At 43.3% G+C, this 24,764-nt stretch carries 20 protein-coding genes; 5 read left to right on the plus strand and 15 right to left on the minus strand.

Annotated elements, in window-relative coordinates; all coding sequences use genetic code 11:
- Positions 1-100 precede the first annotated feature (100 nt).
- Both ACR64G_RS04575 and ACR64G_RS04580 read left to right on the plus strand, forming a co-directional pair.
- Entirely contained in the window at positions 101-532 is a 432-nt protein-coding gene (locus tag ACR64G_RS04575; RefSeq protein WP_435980341.1) for an HIT domain-containing protein, read from the plus strand.
- A gap of 269 nt (positions 533-801) precedes the next feature.
- On the plus strand, positions 802-2,181 hold the full coding sequence (locus ACR64G_RS04580; protein WP_435980342.1) for an adenylate/guanylate cyclase domain-containing protein: 1,380 nt from the start codon (positions 802-804) through the stop codon (positions 2,179-2,181).
- A gap of 72 nt (positions 2,182-2,253) precedes the next feature.
- Here the strand turns inward: ACR64G_RS04580 and fdx are convergent, their stop codons facing one another.
- The 8 genes from fdx to ACR64G_RS04620 all read right to left on the minus strand — a co-directional run bounded on the left by fdx (position 2,254) and on the right by ACR64G_RS04620 (position 9,298).
- Positions 2,254-2,592 (minus strand): ISC system 2Fe-2S type ferredoxin, encoded by a 339-nt coding sequence (gene fdx, locus ACR64G_RS04585; protein WP_435980343.1) that lies wholly within the window; start codon positions 2,590-2,592, stop codon positions 2,254-2,256.
- 119 nt (positions 2,593-2,711) lie between these two features.
- On the minus strand, positions 2,712-4,589 hold the full coding sequence (hscA, locus tag ACR64G_RS04590) for a Fe-S protein assembly chaperone HscA (RefSeq protein ID WP_435980344.1): 1,878 nt from the start codon (positions 4,587-4,589) through the stop codon (positions 2,712-2,714).
- A 111-nt stretch (positions 4,590-4,700) separates the two neighbouring features.
- Entirely contained in the window at positions 4,701-5,300 is a 600-nt protein-coding gene (hscB, locus tag ACR64G_RS04595) for a Fe-S protein assembly co-chaperone HscB (RefSeq protein ID WP_435980345.1), read from the minus strand.
- Between the two features lie 73 nt (positions 5,301-5,373).
- Positions 5,374-5,694 carry an iron-sulfur cluster assembly protein IscA gene (gene iscA, locus ACR64G_RS04600; RefSeq protein WP_435980346.1) on the minus strand — a complete coding sequence of 107 codons (321 nt, stop codon included), beginning with the start codon at positions 5,692-5,694 and terminating at the stop codon, positions 5,374-5,376.
- 158 nt (positions 5,695-5,852) lie between these two features.
- The gene (gene iscU, locus ACR64G_RS04605) at positions 5,853-6,257 is read right to left on the minus strand and encodes a Fe-S cluster assembly scaffold IscU (protein ID WP_435980347.1); all 405 of its coding nucleotides are present in this window, start codon (positions 6,255-6,257) and stop codon (positions 5,853-5,855) included.
- 190 nt (positions 6,258-6,447) lie between these two features.
- Complete coding sequence (locus ACR64G_RS04610; protein WP_435980348.1) at positions 6,448-7,665, minus strand: IscS subfamily cysteine desulfurase; 1,218 nt, start codon at positions 7,663-7,665, stop codon at positions 6,448-6,450.
- The gene (locus ACR64G_RS04615; protein WP_435980349.1) at positions 7,662-8,171 is read right to left on the minus strand and encodes an Rrf2 family transcriptional regulator; all 510 of its coding nucleotides are present in this window, start codon (positions 8,169-8,171) and stop codon (positions 7,662-7,664) included. The genes ACR64G_RS04610 and ACR64G_RS04615 overlap by 4 nt, the downstream gene beginning before the upstream one ends.
- 482 nt (positions 8,172-8,653) lie before the next feature.
- Entirely contained in the window at positions 8,654-9,298 is a 645-nt protein-coding gene (locus ACR64G_RS04620) for a hypothetical protein (protein ID WP_435980350.1), read from the minus strand.
- 573 nt (positions 9,299-9,871) lie between these two features.
- Here ACR64G_RS04620 and ACR64G_RS04625 point away from each other — a divergent pair.
- Together ACR64G_RS04625 and ACR64G_RS04630 are read left to right on the plus strand one after the other, a co-directional pair.
- Positions 9,872-10,144 (plus strand): HU family DNA-binding protein, encoded by a 273-nt coding sequence (locus ACR64G_RS04625; RefSeq protein WP_435980351.1) that lies wholly within the window; start codon positions 9,872-9,874, stop codon positions 10,142-10,144.
- 304 nt (positions 10,145-10,448) lie between these two features.
- Positions 10,449-12,323, plus strand: coding sequence for a SurA N-terminal domain-containing protein (locus ACR64G_RS04630; protein WP_435980352.1), 1,875 nt, complete (start codon positions 10,449-10,451; stop codon positions 12,321-12,323).
- A gap of 111 nt (positions 12,324-12,434) precedes the next feature.
- On the opposite strand, the gene purH is transcribed toward ACR64G_RS04630, so the two are convergent.
- The 6 genes from purH to mrcB form a co-directional block, all read right to left on the minus strand.
- The gene (gene purH / locus ACR64G_RS04635; RefSeq protein ID WP_435980353.1) at positions 12,435-14,021 is read right to left on the minus strand and encodes a bifunctional phosphoribosylaminoimidazolecarboxamide formyltransferase/IMP cyclohydrolase; all 1,587 of its coding nucleotides are present in this window, start codon (positions 14,019-14,021) and stop codon (positions 12,435-12,437) included.
- Positions 14,022-14,215: 194 nt separating this feature from the next.
- Positions 14,216-14,494, minus strand: a complete 279-nt coding sequence (locus tag ACR64G_RS04640; RefSeq protein ID WP_435980640.1) for a helix-turn-helix domain-containing protein — start codon at positions 14,492-14,494, stop codon at positions 14,216-14,218.
- A gap of 232 nt (positions 14,495-14,726) precedes the next feature.
- Positions 14,727-15,992: a DUF3426 domain-containing protein gene (locus ACR64G_RS04645; protein WP_435980354.1), complete on the minus strand. Its 1,266-nt coding sequence runs from the start codon at positions 15,990-15,992 to the stop codon at positions 14,727-14,729.
- A 198-nt stretch (positions 15,993-16,190) separates the two neighbouring features.
- Positions 16,191-17,117 (minus strand): 50S ribosomal protein L11 methyltransferase, encoded by a 927-nt coding sequence (gene prmA / locus ACR64G_RS04650; protein WP_435980355.1) that lies wholly within the window; start codon positions 17,115-17,117, stop codon positions 16,191-16,193.
- A gap of 66 nt (positions 17,118-17,183) precedes the next feature.
- On the minus strand, positions 17,184-17,945 hold the full coding sequence (locus ACR64G_RS04655) for a tetratricopeptide repeat protein (RefSeq protein WP_435980356.1): 762 nt from the start codon (positions 17,943-17,945) through the stop codon (positions 17,184-17,186).
- A gap of 226 nt (positions 17,946-18,171) precedes the next feature.
- A complete protein-coding gene (gene mrcB / locus ACR64G_RS04660) occupies positions 18,172-20,643 on the minus strand; it encodes a penicillin-binding protein 1B (RefSeq protein WP_435980357.1) in 2,472 nt (823 codons plus the stop codon).
- A 295-nt stretch (positions 20,644-20,938) separates the two neighbouring features.
- On the opposite strand from mrcB, the gene ACR64G_RS04665 reads away from it, so the two are divergent.
- Positions 20,939-23,749, plus strand: coding sequence for a heavy metal translocating P-type ATPase (locus ACR64G_RS04665; RefSeq protein ID WP_435980358.1), 2,811 nt, complete (start codon positions 20,939-20,941; stop codon positions 23,747-23,749).
- Between the two features lie 91 nt (positions 23,750-23,840).
- Here the strand turns inward: ACR64G_RS04665 and ACR64G_RS04670 are convergent, their stop codons facing one another.
- A complete protein-coding gene (locus ACR64G_RS04670; protein WP_435980359.1) occupies positions 23,841-24,563 on the minus strand; it encodes a Bax inhibitor-1/YccA family protein in 723 nt (240 codons plus the stop codon).
- Positions 24,564-24,764 lie beyond the last annotated feature (201 nt).

Genomic DNA, 24,764 nt, shown 5'->3' on the forward strand with positions numbered 1-24,764 from the left:
TCTTTTCAAGTTGGTAGTGTGTGTGACTGTTTTATCGCAAAGATACCTGATAAAATAGTCAGACTGTACTTTTGCTTTTTTAATGAGAGAAACCGTCATTATGTTTCAATTGCATCCTAAGCTTGCCGCTGATAGTTTTTTAGTGGGTGATTTTCCGTTGTCAACGTGCCGTTTGATTAATGATTGTCAGTTCCCTTGGCTGATTTTGGTACCTCGCGTTACAGGCGTCAAAGAACTATATGAGTTGTCAGATACCGATCAAGCACAGTTTTTGCGCGAATCAAGCTGGTTATCAAGTCAACTCGCCAAGACCTTTCAAGCGGACAAGATGAACGTCGCCGCCCTTGGTAATCAAGTTCCCCAGCTTCACTTTCATCACATCGTGCGCTACCAAAACGACATGCAATGGCCAAATCCAGTATGGGGCGTATCAGCGGTTCCGTACACTAACGATATCATGTCACAGATGCAGCAAACACTTATGATGGCATTACGCGGTCATCATCAGATGCCTTTTGATTGGCAGATGTAAGTATTACAACATACTTTTTTTGAATTTAAGTTATACCTCAAAATTTAACTGCGTAATAATAAAAGAAAAATCACAAACCTCCAGTCATCACTTACTATCACATAAGTAATGACTGGAGGTTTTTTGGTCGTCAATGGCATGCCTTTTGCATATTTATTAACTTATAATAAAGTATAATGATAGCCTATATTATAAATGATAACGCATAGATCATAAGCATCAACCTACAATAACCACTCTTTACCATTCATCAAAAGCGGGCGACAACTATGGCAATCTGGGATTTATTGAGACCGCCAACGTTAGCTAAAGATGAAGAGATTTATCAATTTGACTATCCAGAAGTATTCGTTCTGCTATTTAGTGTCGCGCTTATCGCCCTATACTTTAATTTTAGTCCTTCTTCTATGGCGCTACTTGTAATCATCAGCTTACCAACACTGATGATATTGGTTTATAACTATCGACGTCAAACTAGTTTTTGGACGTCCAATATCGTTGTTTTTTTACTCTCAGTTGTCATAGGATCAGTCCAACTCTGTACGGTTATTTCGCTGAGCTTAGCCTTACTTGTCGGTGTGCGTATTATCGTCAGTCATCCTGAAAACCGCATCAAACTGGCGACGGTTTCAATCGTAACCATCCTCATCTTTTATTATGTTAGTGTCACCTTAAATGGGGCTGGTATGGACTGTGAGGGCAGCTGGCTACCTCCAATGATATTGCTGGCCAGTAGCCTAGTCATGCTTTTCCAATTTCAATATTTTTATCGCAAATATATAACTTTTGAGTCAAGTGTTGCTCAGTCCACTAAGCGCTTGACTACTATGGTCTCAGTTATTAACAAACTCACCCGTTTTGTACCGCCGCAGATCTGGCAACCTATCGTAAAAACAGATAGTCCGGTTAGCGTTTCGAACAAACGCGTTAAGTTGTCTATCATGTTCTCTGATATTGCAGGGTTTACAGAATTATCAGACAGTCTTAGTGCAGATAATCTAGCAGACATCCTAAACACTTATATGTATTGCATGACTACAATCGCAAGCAAACATGGTGCTGTACTCGATAAGTTTATCGGTGATGGCATGGTATGTTTTTTTGGCGAGCCTGATAGTCGCGGCGCGCGTCAAGATGCTTTGGACTGCGTAGCGATGGCCGTAGATATGCGCCGTGAGATGCGCTCGCTACGACAAAGATGGCGGCTATTAGGGTTTGATGGTCTCGACATACGTATCGGTGTCACAACGGGCTACTGTCATGTTGGTAATTTTGGTAGTAGTAGTCGCCTAAGTTATACGCTTATAGGTAGAGAGGCAAACTTGGCATCAAGGCTTGAGCTTAGTGCTAACAAGGGTGAGATTTTAATCAGTCAGAATACTTATGATTACATCTGTCATGACTACGAGTGTCAGTTCGCGGGTGACTACGAGCTAAAAGGCTTTGACGACAAAGTTAGTGCTTGGCAAGTATTAGATCCAGATATCAATAGTGGTCGTTTGTCCAAATGGATTGATCAGACGCTACCTGGATTTAACTTGCATTTGAACTTTAAAGACATGAAGGACGATGACTATAAAGACATTAGACGCGGTCTGCACTTGGCACTTGAGCGTATGCAAGAAGAAGAAAAAAATCCTGAATCCTAAAGTAGACTTATTTATTAAAAAAAGCCAGTTATTACGTAATAACTGGCTTTTTTTCATCAAACATCTTAAAGTTTAGTGATTCTCTTTGGCATGATTGAGCGTATATTTAGGAATCTCGATAGTTAAGTCTTCATCTTCTAACATAACCTGACAAGAGAGTCGTGAGTCAGGCTCTAACCCCCAAGCACGATCTAGTAGATCAGCCTCAATATCATCCATCTCATCTAAACTACTAAAACCTTTGCGTACCACTACATGACAGGTGGTACAGGCTTTTGACATCTCGCAGGCGTGCTCAATCTTAATGCCCTTTTCTAACAGCGCTTTGCATAAATTATCGCCAGCTTTTAGCTCAACTTCAGCGCCTTCTGGGCAAGTTTCAAAATGAGGGAGTACAGTGATTTTTGGCATAAAATAGATATCCGCTACTAATATATTCAAAGGATTAATTTAATATTGTATTTTGCTTGAGTAAAATTCTTAAGAGGTACTCTTAGTTTCAAAGCTACACTCAAATAACGCCCCACATATTACCAATCTTGCGCACTTGTACCTGCCATACTAGTCTTAACACTTTGATTCATGATGAGAGCTGCAAAAGCATCGCTATGGGGTTTAAGATTAGCCTGTTTGGTTTCTATATTTGTTAGATCATCGGTTGCAAGGGCAGAGTGCAACTCTTGCATATGGTCAGTCAGTTGCTTCTGCGCATCCTTCGTCAGCAAAGCTGCAAAATCTTTGAGTGCTGATTGCAAAGCTAACAGCTCACGCTCTGCTTCTACTTTTGTCTCTATCATCGAGCGCGCTTGCTTGTCCTCTTCTGCATGTTTGAATCCTGCGATGAGTAGCTGCTCTTTTTGTTCATCTGAGAGACCATAAGTAGGTTTTATCTCGATCTGACTTTCTGTCTTGGTGGTTGTCTCTTGAGCACTTACTATCAACTGTCCATTGGCATCAATGCTAAAGGTCACCTCAATACGAGCAAAACCGGCCTTCATGGGCGGTATACCATAGAGCTCAAAGCGCCCAAGCGAACGGCAGTTATCAACCGTCTCGCGCTCACCTTGAACCACATGGATAACCATACCATTTTGACCATCTTGGTAAGTAGTAAACACTTGGCGTTTTTTGACAGGGATAGGGGTATTTCGTGGAATCAGCACCTCTACCAAGCCTCCCATGGTTTCAAGCCCAAGAGAGAGTGGGGTCACGTCGAGCAGTAATAGATTGCTGTCACTGTTACCATTGACCAGCTGATGTGCGGTTTGCGCTGCGCCCAGAGCGACCACTTCATCGGGATTTAGACTAGATAAAGGCGCTGTCTCAAAAAACTCAGTGACCACTTGCTGTACCGCTGGCATGCGCGTTGAGCCGCCAACCAAAATAACCTCGTCAAGATCTTGAGCCGTCAGTTTGGCATCACGTAGGACTTGCTCGCAAACGATCAGGGTACGGCGATTGACTGGATCAGCAATCGTTATCAGGTCTTGACGAGTCAATATACCTTCAAAAGACTGACCATTGACGAAAAGCGAGATATCAACTTGCTCTTGCTCGCTCAGCGCCTGTTTGTAAGCTTTGGCTTGTTGAGCTAGTACAGACTTATCGTGTAAGCTCACATCGGCTGGCAAAATATCCATCTGCTTGATAAGCCAATTGGTCAACAGACGATCGATATCATCACCGCCAAGAGCACTATTACCACCAGTAGCCAATACTTCAAATACGCCGTCAGTGAGTTTTAATATAGAGACATCAAAAGTGCCACCACCTAAGTCATAGATGAGATAATAACGAGCTACATTGTCTTTAGTTGGTTTATCCAAACCATAAGCCACTGCCGCAGCGGTTGGTTCATTTAATAGCCTTAAAACATTGATACCCGCAGCCTGAGCGGCGTCTTTGGTAGCTTGACGCTGTGCTTCATCGAAATAAGCAGGTACTGTGATGACTGCACCCTCAATGCTATCAATAGGTAGAGCGCTACTAGCACGCTGCTCAAGCGCCATCAAGATACGTGCTGAGACCTCAACGGGGGATACCTCACCCTGAGGGGTCACAAACGCTGGCATATCATCAGCACTACCTGTTAACTCGTAAGGGTGCGAAAATTTGATATCCGCTTGACTGCGACCCATAAAACGCTTAGCTGAGATGATGGTATTTTTAGGATCATCTACTACATGAGCCAATGCGCGCGCACCGACCAAAGGATTACCGCTGACTGGATAATAAACGACGGAGGGCAACAAAGTATCTACGCTGTCATTTGCTTCTAATACCTGAGCTTTACCTGAGCGTACCACAGCGACCAAAGATCGCGTCGTCCCCAAATCAATACCAATACCAAAACGATGCTGATGAGGTTGTGCACTTTGGTTGGGTTCGGCAATTTGCATTAAAGACATAGGATAACTCAGATCTGATAAATATGAATAATTGGTAATTATACGGTATTAAAAATGCTATTCAATGGGCTCTATAGCATAGTAAGTAGTAGTGCTAAAATTAGGCATGTGTTAGACATATAAGTCATCATCGTCTGCCTGAATATTAGTAGCAACTGCATCGAGACCAGACTTAACATCTGCTTCTAATTTGACAAGAAATTTTAGTTTTTGTGTAGCATCAATGGCCTGTTGCCAGTCTTGCTGCTCATAAGCGCTGCTAAATCTTTCGGACTGCGTTTGGATACGTTTGGCTATTTGGGGATGTAGCTGTTGTAACGCGACTTGATTACCAGACTCTATAGCCTCATCCAAATCAACGCGCATATCCATAGCATCGTCTAAAAAGTCCAAATCTGCGATAGACTGCTCAATTGTGATAGCTTGACCCTGTATATCGAGTAAGTAACCTGCGCGGCTATCAGGTGCACTTAACGTCTGATAAGCCTGATTGATCAGTGCTGATGTGCGTTCTGATTGCTGTTTGGCTTGAGTAGCATTATCGATGTTTTTAGCGACATTATCAGGATGGTAGCGCTTTTGTAGAACACGTAAGCGCTGATCGAGAGCGTCTTTGTCAATATCAAAGGTGATAGGCTGCTCAAATAAAGCAAAAAAATTATCGAATTTGGTTTCTGAGATATCTTCTGGCTTTATAGTACTATCCATCATAATTGCAGCCTAAATTCTTATTATTTAAGAGTACGGTATTTAAGGTGATGCCGTAAAAACAGTATCCAAGGATCTAAACGGTAAAAGACTCACCGCAACCGCATTCACCTTTTTGGTTTGGGTTGCTAAACTTGAATCCTTCGTTCAGCCCTTCTTTTTCGTAATCCATTAGCAAACCATCTAAATAAACAAGGCTTTTTGGATCAATAAATATACTTACACCGCGGCTATCATAACGAGTGTCATTATCATCAGGAATATCTACAAACTCTAGGACATAAGCCAATCCTGAACAGCCAGCAGTACGGATACCAACACGAATGCCATCGCCTTTGCCGCGATTATCCAGAAAATCTCGAACATGCTTAGCGGCGCGTTCTGTCATCTCAATCATGACGACTCCTATTAATAGTTAATAATCGGTAGTAACTACTCTTGTTATTCAATCCTAATACAAACTAAAAGGTGACAATAGCATAAGCGTGATTGTCACCTTTATGACCTAAGCGGCTTTTTAGATACTTAAGTAATTAAAACGATAAAGTTTAAAATTTAGCTAATAGCAGCTTCAGACTTACTACCATGCTTACCTTTGTAATCAGTAATAGCAGCTTTAATGGCATCTTCAGCAAGTACTGAACAATGCACTTTCACTGGTGGTAGAGCAAGCTCTTGTGCGATGTCATTGTTCTTGATCTCACCTGCTTGGTCAAGACTTTTACCTTTGAGCCACTCAGTAACAAGTGAGCTTGAGGCAATCGCTGAGCCGCAGCCATAAGTTTTGAAACGAGCATCTTCAATGATACCGTTATCATCCACTTGGATTTGTAAGCGCATGACATCACCGCAAGCAGGTGCACCAACCATGCCAGTACCGACATTTTTAGCATTTTTGTCAAGGTTGCCAACGTTGCGTGGGTTTTCGTAATGATCGATAACTTGGTCGCTATAGGCCATGAGTTTTCTCCTGGTTAGATGATGAGTAAATGTTTATTCGCTCTAAGCTAATCTTAAAACAACTTACTCATCGATAATTGGGGTCAAACATTAATGATATAATTACAATGTTCTATACTATGTTTTAATTTAGCTGAGTTTCTAATTTAGCTGATATCTATCGATTCAACTAATTCATTCAACTGATATATTAGTGCTCAGCCCATTCCACTGAATCTAAATCAACGCCGTCTTGATACATGTCCCATAGTGGGGATAGAGCGCGTAATTTGTCAACCGCTTCATGCATCTGCTTAATAACTCTGTCGATGTCGTCTGCCGTAGTATAACGACCGAAGCTGAAGCGAATAGAGCTATGTGCCAGCTCGTCAGGACGTCCAATAGCACGTAGTACGTATGACGGCTCAAGTGTCGCTGAGGTACAAGCTGAACCTGACGATACTGCCAAATCCTTTAACGACATCATCAGCGATTCACCTTCGACAAAGTTAAAGCTGATATTGACAATGTTTGGTACGCTATGCTCTAAATCGCCATTTAGATATATCTCTTCGATATCTTGCAAACCATCCCAAAGCTTTTGACGTAACTTAGCAGCGTGCTCGCGATCTTCTTCACGCTTTTCTTCTGCTAGGCTAAAGGCTGCACCTAAAGCAACAATTTGATGCGTAGGCAATGTACCTGAACGCATACCGCGCTCATGACCACCGCCATGTTGCTCAGCTTTTAGACGGATACGAGGTTTGCGGCGAACAAATAAAGCGCCGATACCTTTAGGGCCGTAAGCTTTGTGACCTGAGAAACTCATTAAATCGACTTTAGTCTTCTCGACATCAATGGCTACTTTACCAACAGCTTGAGCTGCATCAACATGAAAAACAACACCAGCAGCGCGGGTAATCTCACCAATCGCATCGATATCCGTAACGGTTCCAAGCTCATTATTGACAACCATCAAAGAGACCAAGATAGTGTCTTCGCGTAGTGCTTCTTTGACTTGTTCTGGCAGAATAAGTCCTGTGCTTTTTTGCGGCTCAAGATAAGTAATCTCAAAGCCTTCTTGCTCAAGCTCACGGCAAGTATCCAGTACTGCTTTGTGCTCAATTTTGCTGGTGATAATATGCTTGCCACGCGATTGATAAAAATGTGCTGCCCCTTTAATCGCTAAATTATCAGACTCAGTAGCACCAGAGGTGAATACAATCTCGCGAGGGTCGGCATTGATGACTTCAGCGACTTGACCACGAGCTGTCTCGACAGCTTCTTCAGCCTGCCAGCCATAGCCATGCGAGCGTGACGCTGGATTACCAAAGACGCCATCTACAGTCAGGTATTCGCTCATTTTGGCAGCTACAGATTTGGCAACTGGTGTTGTAGCAGCGTAGTCTAAATAGATAAGTTGGTTCATGCTGGATTGGCCTCGCTAATCGATAAAGTAATAGTATTGATATCTTGGATAATATTGTCATTACTTGCGTTATTTTGTCGTTCGGATACTGTCCTTACGTTCTTCATATCTAATAATTGCGCTAAAGTTATGTTTTTCAAGTACTGCTCAATATGATTGGATAGAGCGCACCATAGATCATGAGTCAAGCACATACTGCCGCCTTGACAATCGCCACGTCCCTCACATTGCATAGCATTAACGGACTCATCGACAGCTGATATGATACTCATCACGTCAATCTCATCGAGAGGTTTTGCTAGATAGTAACCCCCTGATGCACCGCGTATGCTCGACACCAAACCGCGCTTTCGAAGTTTGGAGAACAGTTGCTCAAGGTAGGATATGGAGATAGATTGACGTTTGGCAATATCCGATAATGATACCGCACCGTCCTGCTGATTAGACTGTAACGCCAAGTCTAATAGTGCGGTTACCGCATATCTACCTCGAGTAGTCAAACGCATAAGTTATCTCCAAACCATTCAGTTATAGATCTAATAACAATCATATAGTGCTATCAATAAAAGGAAGCGCTGCGTTATTAAACAACAGCATATAAACTGATAATAGGTAACGATGTGTTCATTATACTTAATCCTGACTAAATTAGTCAAGATTAAAATGTGGTTGAATGGTTAATCGCATATATCACTAAGATTGATAAAAACAATCATGCATCGGAGCAGTCTATACAAGTAATAACGACGCTTTTATTAAAGGTTTTAAAGATAACAAGCTGATAGCTGGAACGTCTAACGTACTTAGAAACTGTTACTCGGCTATAGATAAAGGGTATGAAAGATAGAAGGTATGCACCTAGCACTAAACAGTTAGCGCTAGGTCTCAGTGTTCTAGGTATCAGTGTTGTAGAATAACAGTATGAAGTTTTGAGTCATTGACTACCTAGTGTGCAGTCAAGCTAGCAAGCAATAAAATTATGTCGCCGTTAACTCACTAACAGAGTAACGAGTAATATGACAGCGATAATTGCGGCAATAATTGTAGCAACGGTTAACATCTTTTGCTTACTTTGCAATTCTTTTGCGGTGGTCTCAAGCTCACGGTTTTTGATCGTCAAAGTATTTATTTGGGTTTGCTGCTCTTTAATGCGTAGTTTGTAATCGTCTCTTTTTTGATCAAGCTCAGTCTCGTTAGGCTTAGACTTGCTTTTATCTCCCTTAAATTTTTTGATAAGACTTTGAATCAAACTACCAAGTCCTAGCTGCATAATAAACTGCTTAACCAGTTTGACTTGAATCGCTTCACCGCGCATCTGTAATTTGTCAGTGGTGGCGCTATCATGAGTAGTCATGGCATTAATGACTTGCACGCTATACGCGTTAATGATGACATCAGGTTCAGTACGTCCAATTGGTAGGTTGGCATCCAGCAACACGCCTTTATTACTGAATGTAGCGTAGACTTCGACATGAGGCAGATACAAGCGCAAACACACCACTGTCTCTTGCTTAGCTAAGGGGTAAGCAGCTTTGCGTAGCTCTGGATCTAAACGAAGTAGTAAAGTCAGGGACGACTCCACAAAAACCAAAACAACATTAAGAAAAGAGTGAGATAAAGTAGAACGCTTCATGTAAGTAATCCAGTTTGGTTCAACGAGTTAAAGATAATAAATGCGTCTTTTGCCTAACGCAGTGCTTCATGATTATAGAGCAATTTTTTTAGTATAGAGTAATTTTGACACAGAGCAATTTTGAACAGCTAAACGCTCATAGTACCGTTTTTATTTTAAAAAGTAACGTTAGTTTCTATATCTTAGTGAGAACTTGACAGGTCGTTAGTCAGCATCATCACTATAAAGCTATAACGTATAGCCCAAAACGTGAGCGATGATAATATTTATGATGACAAAACTCAAAGTCAATGACTACGTAAAATAGGGATTTTTGTATACCAGTAAAGAAATACATATGTTTTGCGTAATGATAGGTGTCAAATACGTAGTTCCGCATACAAATAAATGTAAAATGACTTGCGCTCCTTTAGTACCCTTGCTATAAAGATGCTAGCAAGCCGTGACCTGTTAGTACGTAAGCCTATAAATGTTACTGCTCAAATAGCATGAGCTCGTTGCTAAAATAACATGAGAGCGATACAATGTCTGGTGTTAGCGTTTTTTATACTCCCTAAACTTGAAGGAAACTTTATGAATAAGTCAGAATTAATTGATAGCATTGCTGAAAAAAGTGGTCTAAATAAAACTCAAGCTGGTGATGCACTAAACGCTGTTATGGAAAGCATCGGTGGCGCTTTAGAGTCTGGTGATAGTATTTCACTAGTCGGTTTCGGTACTTTTAGCGTGAAAGATCGCAAAGCCCGTACTGGCCGTAATCCTAAGACTGGCGCAGAGCTGAAGATTCCAGCAAGCAAGGTCCCAAGCTTCAAAGCAGGTAAAAACTTAAAAGAGCGCTTGAACTAAGCCGCCAATAGATCTAAAAACCCATATACTCTGAGCTACACTAATTAAGCACCTTTATAGGGTGCTTTTTTGTGGCTCAAAACTTCCAGTGCCAGCTTAGCGTGCGAATGTTTTGAGTCTATCTCAAAAATCACGTATTATAGGGCGCTCGCTACATATCTTACTCCTAGCAAGGTAGTAATGTGCCACTTGGCTCTACCTTTAATACTATATTTTACGATAACGTCTATTAAGCTGCCATTGCTCGCTATAGTAAGTCCTTGTTCTAGCGCGATGGTTCTTTATTAATAAAACAGAGATAACTATGGATAAATTGCGCGATTTTTTAAAAACCTGGCCAGGTCGCATTTTATTGGTTTTATGCTTATCGCCCCTTGCGCTCCTAGGTATCGAAAGCTATTTTGGCGGCTCCGTGGACCCCAACCAAATCGCGCAAGTGGGTGAGGCGAGTGTGGGGCTATCTGAGTATCAAACGGCAGTCAATAGCCGTCGTAGTGAGATATTAGATCAGCTTGATGATGCAAGCTTACTCAACGAAGATGTATTGCATGAGCAGGTATTGCGAGGTCTTATTGATCGTACGCTTTTGGAGCAGCAGGCCGGTAAATTGGGTATGACGGTGTCTGATGACACTATCAATCGTCTATTGCGTCAAGAAGACATTTTTCAGGACGCTGAAGGTAACTTCTCTAACGATCAGTTTTCAAACTTTTTGCGTCAGCGCGGGATGACAAAGGATCAGCTATTCGCTGAGTTTCGTAATCAGTTAAGCCTAGATCAGCTTAATGCAAGTATCGTAGGAACCTCTATTTATCCAATGAAAGCAGTCAATCAACTGATAGACCTACAATTGGAGTCGCGTAACATCTGGTTGCATCGTTTTAACTGGCAAGACTATCAGGACCAAGTCAAGCTGACTAAAAGTGATATAGAAAGTTATTATAATACCAATAAAGAGGCGCTAAAAAGTGCGGCTATGATAGATCTGGCTTATATTCAGCTAAGTCCACAAACTATCACAGTAGCTGATATCACAGATGATGAGCTAAAGCAGCAATACGAAGGCTACAAGCAAGAGATGGCTGTGGTCGACGAGCGCCAAATAAGCCAAATTTTGATCAGTGGTGATAATGCTAAAGCGCGGGCGGACAAGGTTGCAGCACGTCTAAATAAAGGGGAGTCTTTTGCCAGTCTTGCAAAAACAGAGTCTGATGATCCAACAGGAGCGACAGGCGGCGCTATTGGGAGCTTTAACCCTTCGGTATTTGGTAGTGATGCTCAGGTAGTCGAAGAGGCACTACAGGGTCTTAGCGTTGGGGACACAACGGCACCTATCAAAACCAGTTTTGGTTATCAGATATTTACTATCACTGAGGACAATGGTACTAAATTGCCAAGCTTAGAGAGCATGCGTGTGGAATTAACGGCCAAGGCAAAAGAGTATAAACGTCAAGAGATCTATGCCGATAAAGTCACTGCTATTAACGATTTGGCAGCGGACGGCTTTAGTATTGAGGACATCGCTCAACAAGAAAACGTCGCCCTAAAACGCTTAAAGGACTACCGTAAAGAAAACAATACTTCAGTACTTGCGCAGCCTGCTGTCATCAAAGAAGCTTTTGATGAGTTTACGATTCAAGACCAAGCAGTGACCTCGGGAATAGAGGTCGGTAATGGCACAGTATGGGCACAACCAAGCAATTATCGCCCGACTAAAACATTGACGCTTAACGCTGCCACGCCACAAATCACTCAACTGCTGCGTAAACAGAAAGCTACTGATATAGCATTAAAACAGGCTAAGCAAGTTGCTACAGGTATCAAGACATTAGCAGATATCAATAACCAAGCCGTCAATTTTCAGGTGTTAGCTGATGTCAATCGTCAGACCAGTCAGTTAACTGAAAAAGAGCGCGGTATGGCCTTTAGTCAGCAAGCTGACGACAAGGGTATAGTGGCTTTGGCAGGCGCGACTGAAGTAGGCGCAACTGTAATCGTTGGTGACCGTATTAAAACCCAGCAACAATCTCGATTATCTGATGTCGAAAAATCGCAAACCGCAGGCATTATTCGTGATAACTTGGGACAAGATCAATTGCAGGACTATCTAGATTATCTACGTCTGCTCTATAACGTTGAAATAAATGAAGCTAATATGGCAGGTGCTCGAGATCGTTAGTCACTACTAACCTGACTTTAAATATATAAGAAATAAACTCTAAGAACAAAAAAAGCCACTATTTATATGTAGTGGCTTTTTTTGCTAGAAACCTTAGGTATAGACGTGTTATTAGTGGCGGAAATGACGCATACCCGTGAATACCATAGCAATACCGTGCTCATTGGCTGCCGCTATCGTCTCATTATCTCTCATAGAACCGCCAGGCTGAATGATGGCAGAGATGCCCACCTCTGCTGCATTGTCGATGCCATCACGAAACGGGAAGAACGCGTCGGAGGCCATCACAGCGCCTGCGGTGATAAGACCTGCATGTTCTGCTTTTATAGCGGCGATACGAGCAGAATTAACACGGCTCATCTGACCTGCACCTACGCCGATGGTGCGCAGGTTTTTGCCATAAACAATAGCGTTTGATTTGACATATTTGGCGACTGTCCAAGTAAATAGAAGATCAGCGATTTGAGCTTCGGTAGGCTGTACGTCAGTGACCAGTTGGAGCTCGCCTGCACTGATGATACCTGAGTCCTGCTCTTGTACTAACAGGCCGCCGTTCACGCGCTTATAGTCAAGCTGTGTGCTCAAAGCGTCTGCTGCTTGTAGCGGACCGCAAACCATAACACGGACATTTTTCTTGCTAGCTGTAGCTTGTAGTACGCCATCTTCAATACTAGGAGCGATAATCACTTCTACAAACTGATTATCGATAATTGCTTTTGCAGCAGCTACTGTCAGTTCACGATTAAAGGCAATGATGCCGCCAAAAGAGGACTCAGGATCAGTGCTAAAAGCCGTACGGTAGGCTGCTACTTGATCGTGATCGACAGCGACGCCGCAAGGATTAGCATGTTTGACGATAACGCAGGCCGGCGTGCTAAAGGCTCTGACGCATTCGAGTGCAGCATCGGTATCAGCGATATTATTATAAGACAAGGCCTTGCCTTGTAGCTGCTTAGCAGTAGCAATAGAGGCTTTTACAGCGCTCTTGTCAGATGAGTGCTCTTCGATATAGAACGCCGCTTTTTGATGTGGGTTTTCACCGTAACGCAAGTCTTGTGCTTTATTGAGTTGCAAATTTAACGTACGTGCAAAAGTCTCAGGCTCTTGATGCTCATTTATTCGGCTGCCCAAAAAGTTAGCTATCATGCCGTCATATTGTGCGGTATGCTCAAAGGCTTTTACCGCCAAATCATATCGTAGTGTAGAGGTAAGCTCAGTGTTATCACCCAAAGCGTCAAGGACGCGGTCGTAGTCTGCTGGATCAGTCACGATACCGACGTGAGCATGGTTCTTAGCCGCTGCGCGAACCATAGTAGGGCCGCCAATATCGATATTTTCGATAGCGTCCGTCATAGTAACATCGGTGCGAGCGATTGTTTCAGCGAAAGGGTAGAGGTTGACTACTACCAGATCGATACGCGTAATATCATACTCACTCATAACCGCATCATCTGTACCACGGCGACCCAAGATACCGCCGTGAATTTTGGGATGCAAAGTTTTGACGCGACCATCCATCATCTCAGGAAAACCGGTATAGTCGGACACTTCGGTGACAGACACGTTATGCTCTCTTAGTAGGCGATAAGTGCCGCCAGTAGAAAGTAAGCCAAAACCTGCTTGTAGCAAACCTTGAGCGAATTCAACGATATTGGACTTATCAGAGACAGATAATAGGGCAAGCGGTGTTGTACTCATAAAAAATTTCCATAAAAAAGCCTGACAGTAGCGTCCGGCAAGGTAGTCATTTTTAACTAGTAGTGATTATAGGCTATATCCGAGTGAAGCAAAACATCGATATTGAGACATCGTAAATAAGCACGCTTTAACAGGGTAGAAAAGCCAGCTATGTAATGATAATAAATGCTTATATCATAACAGTATCTGTGTGATTACGTTAAGTGATAGGCCTTGAGTTTTTTACGCAAAGTACCGCGGTTAAGACCTAGTATCTGCGCGCATTTTGATTGATTACCGCGGGTCTGCTCTAAGACTACGGTTAGTAAAGGACGCTCAACTTCCTTTAAAATAAGCTCATATAGATCTGTCGGTATATCATCGCCAAGCGTTGTAAAGTATTGGCGTACGATACGCTCTACATGAACACATAGAGGTTCATAAGTGGCGTCAGTTTGAGAGTCAGTGACGTCAAGTACTGTATCAGATGCTATAGTAGAAGGACTATTTTGGGCTAAAGGTTTACTATTATGCTGCGTCGCATAACTCTGATTGCGGGCAAAACCGTTGGCATAATCGGGTGTCTGAGGCGCCATAAAGTAATGTCCTTTACTTAAAAATATGATGAATAGTTGTATCAATGGATTGCACTGAACGAGTAACAATCTAGGTGGTAATAACGATAACTAGATGGTAATAAGGATAAATGTTGCATTCAAAATGCGGTTAATAAATAGGTTCAATAGTGACAGTGCTAATTTGTCGATTTTCAACAGGCACTGTGAACCATAGCTGTTTTTGTCCTTGAGCCGTTAACTGCTTTTGCGGACTGAGCAAATAATCATCAGGCGCTGCGATAAATGCTCCGATTAGCTTATCGGAGCCATAAAGACTAACCTTGAGGTTAGGTAATAGCTGAGCCTGTGTACTTTGATTATTCAACGTTGCTTGTATATCGCTAAAGGGTCCTGAGGTATTAATTTGGCTAGCTCTATGAGTAATATCAGCTATCGCTAATTGGTTAAGATCAGCATTCGGTAGGCTACAGGCAGCGACAGCACATATACTTTGTAAGCGCTTAGCGCTATCAGGGTCTTTGATAAGCGTATCAACATTAAAAATAACATACTGCGCTAGTAATAAGAGTAGCAAGGCTAAGCATCCTGCTGACCACAACATGATATCTACCGAGGAACGCGCCTGCGTTTGAGTGGAGTGGTGGTTATCTTGCGGCTTAGCAATCAGCTGAAAGGGTTCGTTTGTCTCATTCTCTTCACCAAAAGGTACACCCATATCGATCAAAAGCTGCGAGAGATCCGTATCGTTTTGATCTTGGTTATCTTGTTCGCTTTCTTCTGCCAATAGCTGCTCTAGCCATCCATTATTCTGATTACTATCATCGTTTAAATTAAGGCTATCAGTCTCTACACTATTTACAGTTAACTCTCTTTTATAGGCGTCATCATCAATATTATTAGTAGTACTCGGTTCGGTAGTACTCGGTTCGGTAGTACTCGGTTTAACAGCGACTTGAGGATGAGTGTCAAGATCTAGCCGCGTATCTTTATGCTCAAGTGAGAATTCCTCGTTTGGGACGGCTAAGTCGTTCTTGGACTCGATTACTTCCTTATTAGCTTGTTCCGAGTCTGAAGCTGTCTCTGCTGATAGTAAACTATCACTCGTTGGGTTTGACCAAGGCTCCATATTCTCTAACATATAATCTAGAGAATCATACTCTGAGGCAACCTCTAAAGATTCATTATTAATTTGATGAGCAGGTTTGTTACTCATGGGGTCTTTAGCGCTCGTTTGTAGTGTCTCATCGGATTGAATAGAAGCCGCATCGCTTGAGAGGATAAGGTTGTCATTGACCGAAAAACCACGCGAACACTGATTACAAAATATCTTAGCGTTAGCTTCATTTGACTGATTTTTGTGTAACTGAAAGCTTGCGTTGCAGTACGGGCATCGAGTCTTTATAGGCGTGGTCATATGCTCAAATCCAAAAAGGTATAAATTATTAATACCGCATTGTCTATCGTGTGAGATATAAAAGCATATGGAATATAAAAGGGTATGTAAGGTTTACCTTAGTTGCCACTGTACTATTCTCTTCATCACAACAAACTACGCCTATAGTCGCTCACGCTCAAACGACTCATCTATCGTAACAGATGTAATTGGATGTTGCTAGGGTGTAAACGTGCCTGAGAGTCGTTGCCAATGTTGATCCTCTTGCGCACTAAAAGCATGTTTGGGATCGAGATCAAAATAAGGCCGGTAAGCCTCGCTGACTTGCTCAGTCTGCGATTCAATGAGTCCTGCTAGCACTATGCGGCCCTGCGTTGCTATCATAGTTGCAAAATAAGGCGCTAGACTAATCAGAGGCTTGGCTAAGATGTTGGCAACAATGACATCAGCAGGCAAGATATCATCCTGTAGGCAGTACTCTCTAAAATCATCTGGTAAAAAAGCTTGCAAACTCTCGCCAACCTGATTGCGCTCTGCGTTTTGGTTGGTAGCGAGCACCGCTTGCGGGTCTATGTCGACTGCGTAGACTTGACGCGCGCCTAGTAACAGAGCGGCAATACCTAAAATACCTGAGCCGCAGCCATAATCTATAACTACTTTATCTGTCAAATTCTGTTCTGTGAGCCAGTCTAGGCATAGGCGAGTAGTAGCATGATAACCAGTACCAAAAGCTAGACCTGGGTCCATAATAATGTTGATCGCTTCAGGGTTCGGTGGCTTTAGCCAGTTAGGGATGATCCATAGGTTATTGGCGCATTCGATAGGATGATAGTTGACCATCCATTCACGCTCCCAATCCTTGTCATCAACCGCACTTAACCAGACACGACTGGCTTGCACTTGCGTGGCAATATCATGGCTCAATTGCTCAAGTAACTGACGATCGTCGTTAGGAGATGCGGCGTCAAAAAGTCCTGTCAGTATAACCTCATCCCATAGCGGAGACTCGCCAGGAAGGGGTTCAAACAAAGGTTGGTCACCAGCGTCATCTAGAGCAATAGATAGCGAACCTGCTTCTAATAACAAGGATTCTGCCAGATCGACATATGCTTTTTCACATTGTAAATGCAGTTGTTGCCACGCCATAATAATACCTTTGTTTATAATAAAAATAGAGATGAAAAAATAAGGCTACTCTTTAAAAGCTTTAGATTATCTCAAAGCTTTTTGTGCTTCACTGATAACGCGAGCATTGTTTTGTAATTCACCAGAACGCAAGATAATTTGCCACAAAGCGCGGCGTCGATCGCTGTCTTGTGAGACACTTAGACCACGTCTCGCCATAGCTTCAGCTTTACGTGGTTGGTTCTTTTTGAGTGCTACTTGAGACAAGTAAAAGTACACTGCCGAAGACCTAGGTGCTAGGCGCTGCGCACGGGTAAAGCTGTTTTCAGCTGCTGTGAGATCATTAGCTCTAAGCTGATTGGTACCGGTTTGCATCAAGTTGCGAAAGGCAGGTAGATCACTATTAGTGCTACTAATTGAGCGACTTTGCTGCTGAGAATTTGCTCGTGCACGCTCTAGCAAGTCACTATGAGAGGGCATCGTAGGCGGCGCGGTTGTACCCTCGTCACGTGAAGGGGTTACTATAATGGGTTCAGGAAAGGTCTGTGACTCGCCTTGATAGGGCGGAATAGTGTAAGCACTATTTGCATTTGGTATGGTAGATGTTGTTTGCGGCGTTGGCGGCGCCGTATATCTCTCAGACTCTGGCGCAGGTGGATTATAAGGCTCGATAGGATAATCGTCGTCATTGTCAAATGCCTCATTATCATAAGACGAATTGTCGTAAGGCACGCTATTACCAAACACATTGTCGCCAACTTGACTGTCGTTTCTATTAGGTGCCATCACCGTAGCATCACTGCGCTTCATACTTGTCGTTGATGAAGGCGCAGTTTGACAAGCGCTCATAGCTAGCGCAACAAACAAAAGGCTCAGTAGTCCGAAAAGGTTTGGTAATTGACGTTGAGGCTTGATAGTCTCATGTGTATTTACTGATTGATCGAATATCGACATATTGAGTCTCATGTAATTCTTTAAAATAGGTATTGCAGTAACATCAGTACGTTATGTGTATTAGTAATTTGGCGACAACAGTGCTTTAAAAACAACACGCTGTTGTCCTGTAGTTTGATATTTAGAACCATTCAAGGGCGCGATCATACCAAGTATCGTCACGGATCTGACCATTATCATCTTGCTCATCAGGATTGACCGGTTGACCATCAGGGATGTCCAAACCTTCACGTCGACGCTGATCGGCTATCGAGCTTTGCTCATCTTGGAACTGGCCTTGTTCGCGCGCGCGTTCTTGCTGATAGAGCTGTAATGCGCAGCTGCTAGCGTCCTCTGGCAAATAAGCGGACATAACTGGTAGGTAGCGTGCATTAGCACAGCTCTCGTTTGAGAGCTTGCCTGAGTTATTTTCAAGCCATAACCACTCAATCCCCTCAGGCTCTGGCATCGATACTGGCGTTAGTTTTAGACGATTCATATAATCTATCCATACGGGTAGAGCACCCGTACCGCCGCTCAGACCAATAGGTTTATTATCATCGCGTCCTACCCAAACGACGCTTACATAGTTCCCGCTATACCCTGCAAACCAAGCATCACGGTAGTCGTTGGTAGTTCCTGTTTTGCCTGCTAGATTGAGCTCGCTACCCAAAGATTGGGCGCGCTTGGCAGTACCGTTTTTGACGACTTCTTGTAAGGCGTGATTGGTCAAATAATTGGCTTCAGGCGGTATGCTACGCTGGGTATTGAGTCCGGTACGCTGCAAGATACGCCCGCGATCATCAATCACCGTACGTATACTATGAATAGGAGTGCGAAAGCCTCCCGTTGCAAAGACTTGATAGACGCCAAGCATATCCATAGGGCTTAGATTAACCGAACCTAGCAGGGCTGAAGGGTATGGTGGTATTTTTTCTTCGATACCCATACGTCGTAGTTGCTTGGCAAAAGTGTCGACACCGAACTCCATACCCAAACGTACCGCACTTTGGTTATAAGATTGAGCCAAGGCGGTGGTCAAAGGCACATAACCGTGATCACGTCCATTGTAGTTTTTGGGATTCCAATCACTACCATCGCCTAAGTTTACAGTAACAGGCGAGTCATCGACTGAGCTGGCTAAATTATAACGACCGCTCTCAAGCGCCGTCATATAGATAATAGGTTTGAGCAATGAGCCCACTTGACGTTTGGCATCTACTGCGCGATTAAAGCCCGTAAACTCACTACCACTACCGACGACCGCCACCAACTCACCTGTTTCAGGATTGGCACTGACCAAAGCACCTTCTAGATTTTTGGCTTTACTACTACTGCGGCGCAATTCGCCAAGTTTTTTGTCGACAGCTTTGTCTGCTGCCAATTGCGTAATAGGGTCGAGCGTACTGATAATAATAAGACCTTCGTTCTTGAGATCGTCCGAATAGTACACATCATTGAGCTCACGTTTGACAATATCTAAGAAGTCAGGGAACTGACTTTTGCCCTCTACTGGCTTGTCGACGATGCCCAGAGGTTTCTCAAGTGCTAAATCATAATCCTCTTGACTGATCGAACCCATCGTTAACATATTAGCAAGAACGGTATCGCGCCGCGCTTTAGAGTCATTGGGATGACGACGAGGGTTATAGATGCTGGGTCCTTTCGCCATACCGACGAGCATAGCTTGCTGATCGACGCGTAATTCATTGAGCGGCTGATTAAAATAAAACTGCGATGCAAGACCAAATCCATTGATAGACCGGTTGCCGTTTTGACCCAAATAGATCTCGTTAAGATAGGTTTGTAATATCTCATCTTTGCCATAATGTAGCTCAAGCAGTACTGCCATCAATGCCTCATTGGCTTTACGCTTCATAGTACGGTCTGAATTAAGATAGAAGTTTTTGATTAATTGCTGAGTAATGGTTGAACCGCCCTGCATGGAGCCGCCAGAGAAGTTATTGAGTACTGCTCGTGCAATACCACGAACTGAGACACCTTTATGCTCATAAAAACTACGATCTTCAGTTGCGATCAGAGCATCGATTAAAGGCTGCGGCACCTCATCTAGGGAGACGACCAAGCGATCTTCATTACTATCAGGATAGATACCGCCTATATTGACAGGTTCCAAGCGAATAATACCAGTTTTGGCTGGGACAGTGCTTTGAACCGACTCAATCTTACCGCCTGATAGCGTCATTTTGATGACTTGCTCGCTGTCTATATCACTGGCACTATAAGTAAATCCACGCGTATGGATAAAGTAAGTACTACCTGATTTATGATAAGTACCGGTGCGATCATAGGCTTGGTTGCTGCGGTAATTGAGCAGCTCAAGCCAAGTTTTCATCGTGTCATTATCAACATTTGCACCCTGATATAACTCAAGAGGCTGCGAGTATACTTTGGCAGGTATATCCCAACGCTTGCCCTCAAACTTAGTGGTGATCGTACGATCAAGCTTGACTAAATATAGCGCTAATAGCACCATGCCTGCGATAATGACGATAAGTAAAAGACTGCTAAATACCAATCCACGCTGCGTGCTGGGTGGCGCATTTGAATAGGACTTGGTTGACTGTGATAGAGTAACTTTAGATTTTTGCACTGATGGCGCACCATTTTGAGATAAAAAACTGCCTCATAATGACGTAAATTGACATATTTTTCAATCTATCATCATTAATGCAGCCGCTTATCGATAATAAGGGTTTGGTATAAAATTAGATTAAAGGCCATAGTGGCTTTTAAAGTAGATGCTAAGTGCCATATAAGATAGCAACTTATCATGCCTGCCATGATGATTTTTCTGTGAATTTGCACAACATAAATTGAGAGTCGATCATGACCAGCAATCAAAAATTTGTAAATCATTTTCTTTTTAAAGGGATGCCTGCGTAGCTATGTCTAGTGATTTATTGTCGCCAAGTGATACGTCTTTATCAGCGACTGGCGTCTATGACGATTCTATCGTACAGGGGCTAGTATTACCTTTAGCTGGGCACTGCTTTCATTGCGCAGACCCAGTACCGCGTCCGCCATTTTTGACCCAAGTGCTAGGCGAGATGCGTGAGATGTGCTGCATGGGCTGTCAGCTGGCAAGCCAAAGCATCGTTGAGGCTGGACTTGAGCAATATTATTTAGACCGCTCAGAGATCAATCGCACCGCAAGTTTGCCTGTCCAAATGACACGGCTAGAAGCTTACGATCATGAGGAGATCAAGTCGCAGTTTGTATATGCCCAAGATGGGCTATCAGTCGCTGAATTGTCAGTCAATAATCTACGCTGCGCCGCTTGTACTTGGCTTATTGAGTCGCGCCTGTTTGAGCTTGATGGTGTCAGCAAATGTCAGGTCAACCTCACCAATCAGCGTATGCGTGTGGTATGGGATGAGAGCAAATTACCGATTAGTCGTATTCTCGCTACCATCAATGGCATAGGCTATGAGGCCAAACCTTATCGGCAAGACACCCACGAAGCCATGCTTGCGCGCCATAATAACAAGATGCTGCTTAGATTAGGGATTGCAGCGCTCGGCGCTATGCAAGCGATGATGTACGCAGTAGCGTTATATTTTGGCGAGTACAGCGATATGCTGGTGTTTCAGCGTGACTTCTTGCGCTGGGTGTCCCTCTTTGTCAGTATTCCTGTGTTTTTCTATGCTGGCGTACCGTTCTTTACTTCTGCGTGGTCCGCGATACGCGCGCGTCAAGTCAATATGGATGTGCCCGTTAGCGTGGCATTGATCGTCACCTTCTTTGCTAGTCTATACGCGACCGTCACAGGTCAAGGAGAGACCTATTATGACTCGGTCAGTATGTTTATTTTCTTCTTATTGGCAGGGCGTTACATCGAACACAATGCTCGCCTAAAAGCTGCGACTATGGCCAATGATCTAGTAGTGGTTGAGCCCATACTCGTCAAAAAGATCGCTGAAGACAAGCACTCCGCGCAGATTATTTTGGAGCAAATGAGATCAGCTACAGTAGATTCAAATGACTTAAAGACCAGTCAAAGCGGAAGGGTAGCAGCAAATGCAGAAAAAGCTAATATCGAAAATAATATGTCAAACGCAAACTTGCCAAACTTTATGCAAAGTATGGATAGTAGCGTCTACAAAATAACCCAAAATATTGCACAAAACTGGCAACAGGCGCGTAGTCACCTAATAGATTCAGAAGATCAAATAAACAGTAGCGAGATGGTGACTGCTCATAGTTTGCAAGTCGGCGATATCATTATGATCGATGCTGGCGCCGAAATTATTAGCGATGGTATTTTGCTTAGCCAAACGGCAACAGTATCACAAAGTTTGTTGACAGGTGAAGGCGACCTTGTTACAAAGCAAGAAGGCGAGTATATTGTCGGCGGCGCGCAAAATGATAGTCAGCCGTTTGCTATGCTCATTACGGCTTTGCCAAAAGACAGTCAGATTGGATTGATCGATAGGCTGATGAACCGAGCGATGAGCGAGAAACCCAAACTTGCTCAGCAAGCTGATAAGCTGGCGCGCTGGTTTGTGGCGCGGATATTGATTCTGTCGGTATTTGTCTTTATCGGTTGGTACCTCATTGATCCAAGCCAAGCGATATGGGCAACTGTCGCGGTATTAGTGGCTACGTGTCCTTGTGCATTGTCCTTGGCAACACCGATTGCCTTGACAGTAGCGACTAATCGCCTTGCTAGCTATGGGTTTTTGACCACGCGCGGGCATACACTACAAACCTTAGCTGAAATCACCCACGTTGCATTCGATAAAACAGGAACACTGACCTACGGTAAGCCGAATTTGTTAAATATCGATCTGTTAGATGATAAAGTCGAAGCGGATGCAGAACAAGACGCGCAAAAAGACAAACTGTTGTCTATTGCCGCAGCATTAGAGGTGGGTAGTCGTCATCCTATAGCCCATGCGCTGTTAACCGCCGCTTATCAATTGCATCTGCCCAACACTCAAGGCTTAGTGCACTATCCAGCGGGCGGGGTAGAGGCAATAATAGAGGGGGTCAAATACCGTATTGGTCATATCGATTTTGCTTTAGATAATGATAGTGGTGATGGAAATGATAAAGATAATGACAGCAGCTTCACGCCTGATCTTATTGCAAATCGAGCCAGCTCAGCGGTGGTTCTATCCGCGCAGCAAGACCATACCTGGCAAGTACTAGCCTGTTTTTATTTTAATGATAAAGTGCGTGATACCGCAAAACCGATGCTCGATAGTCTCAAAGCACTGGGTATTGAGTCGGTGATGCTAACCGGTGATCCAAGTCCGCAAGCGCTCAAGCTAGCCGATGCTTTAGGAATGCAAAGCGCTTTTAACGGGTTATCCCCAACTGATAAAGTTAATCATATTCAGCGATTGCAAGCGGATGGGGCCGTGGTACTCATGATCGGTGATGGTATCAACGATGCTCCTGTACTCGCCGCAGCTGATGTATCCACTTCTATCGCTGGTGCAGCAGATTTAGCGCAAGTTTCAAGCGATAGTATTATCTTAGATGGTCAGATCGAGGCGATTGCTGCTGCTAAACGCATTGCCGACAAGGCAGAGCGAATTATCAGACAGAACTTTCGCTGGGCACTAGGTTATAATGGTGTTGTATTATTACCAGCCATCTTTGGTTATGTGCCGCCTTGGCTTGCCGCTATCGGTATGTCATTAAGCTCTTTGCTCGTGGTCTTAAATGCGCTGCGGTTAAAGCTCGCTTAGGATGATAATGACTTAGATTGTGACACAAAAAAACCGCCTTCAATTAAAAGCGGTTTTTATTTATTTTAGATAATATCTTAATGAGTATCCATTAGTCTTGTAGATAACTAAGCAGACGCATAAATTCAATGTACATCCATACCAAGGTCGCTAGGATACCAATACTAAATAACCACTCATAGTCCTCAGAGATGCCCATCGCCACGCCGCGATCGATGTTATCAAAATCGAGCAATAGCGTAAAAGAAGCAATAACGATGACAAACAAGCTAAAGCCAATGGCAATAGCACCGCCTTCAAATAAGAACGGTAGGCTTGAACCAAAAGCTAAAGACAATACCCACTGCGCTACGTAGACGAGCATAATAGCAATAAGTGCTGAAGTTACGATAGAGCGAAACTTTTGCGTAACTTTGATAAGACCTGAGCGATAAAGACCTAGCATCACTGCTGCGGTAACAAAAGTCGCGCACATTGCGGTAACGGGTACGCTTGGGTACATTCTCATAAAAAACAGCGAGATGCCGCCCAAAAATATACCTTCTAGTAAAGCGTAAGGTACAGCAAAGGTTTTGGCTTTTTGCGGCTTAAAGGTAATAAAAACAGCGAGACCAAAGGCTGCAAACATACTACCAAAGGCAGCCATAGTGATAAAGCTTTGTGATAAACCTGCCATGAGTGCGTAAAAGAAAAAGCCCACACCCGTAATAGCTGACAAGCCTAGCAGTAAGCTGGTCTTTTGTATTACGCCTTTGACGGTCATAGGCGCGCCGCCGACCGCAAGTTCTGCGCGACTGACAATAGGATTGGCCATACAGATATCCTTAATAAAATATAAACAAATTAGATGACAGCTACTTTAGCAAAACCGCTACTATTGTCAACTGTGTTTGCGTGACTATAGCAAGTGCTTAGCGCTGTTATCAATGGCTTGTAGGCTACGAGATAAACTCGCTACCTAACCAAATTCTGACCTCTTTGATTCATTGGTAAAACATGAATCCTAGCCCTTATA

It is taken from the genome of Psychrobacter sp. DM4, assembly GCF_051307035.1.
Classification (GTDB): Bacteria; Pseudomonadota; Gammaproteobacteria; order Pseudomonadales; family Moraxellaceae; genus Psychrobacter.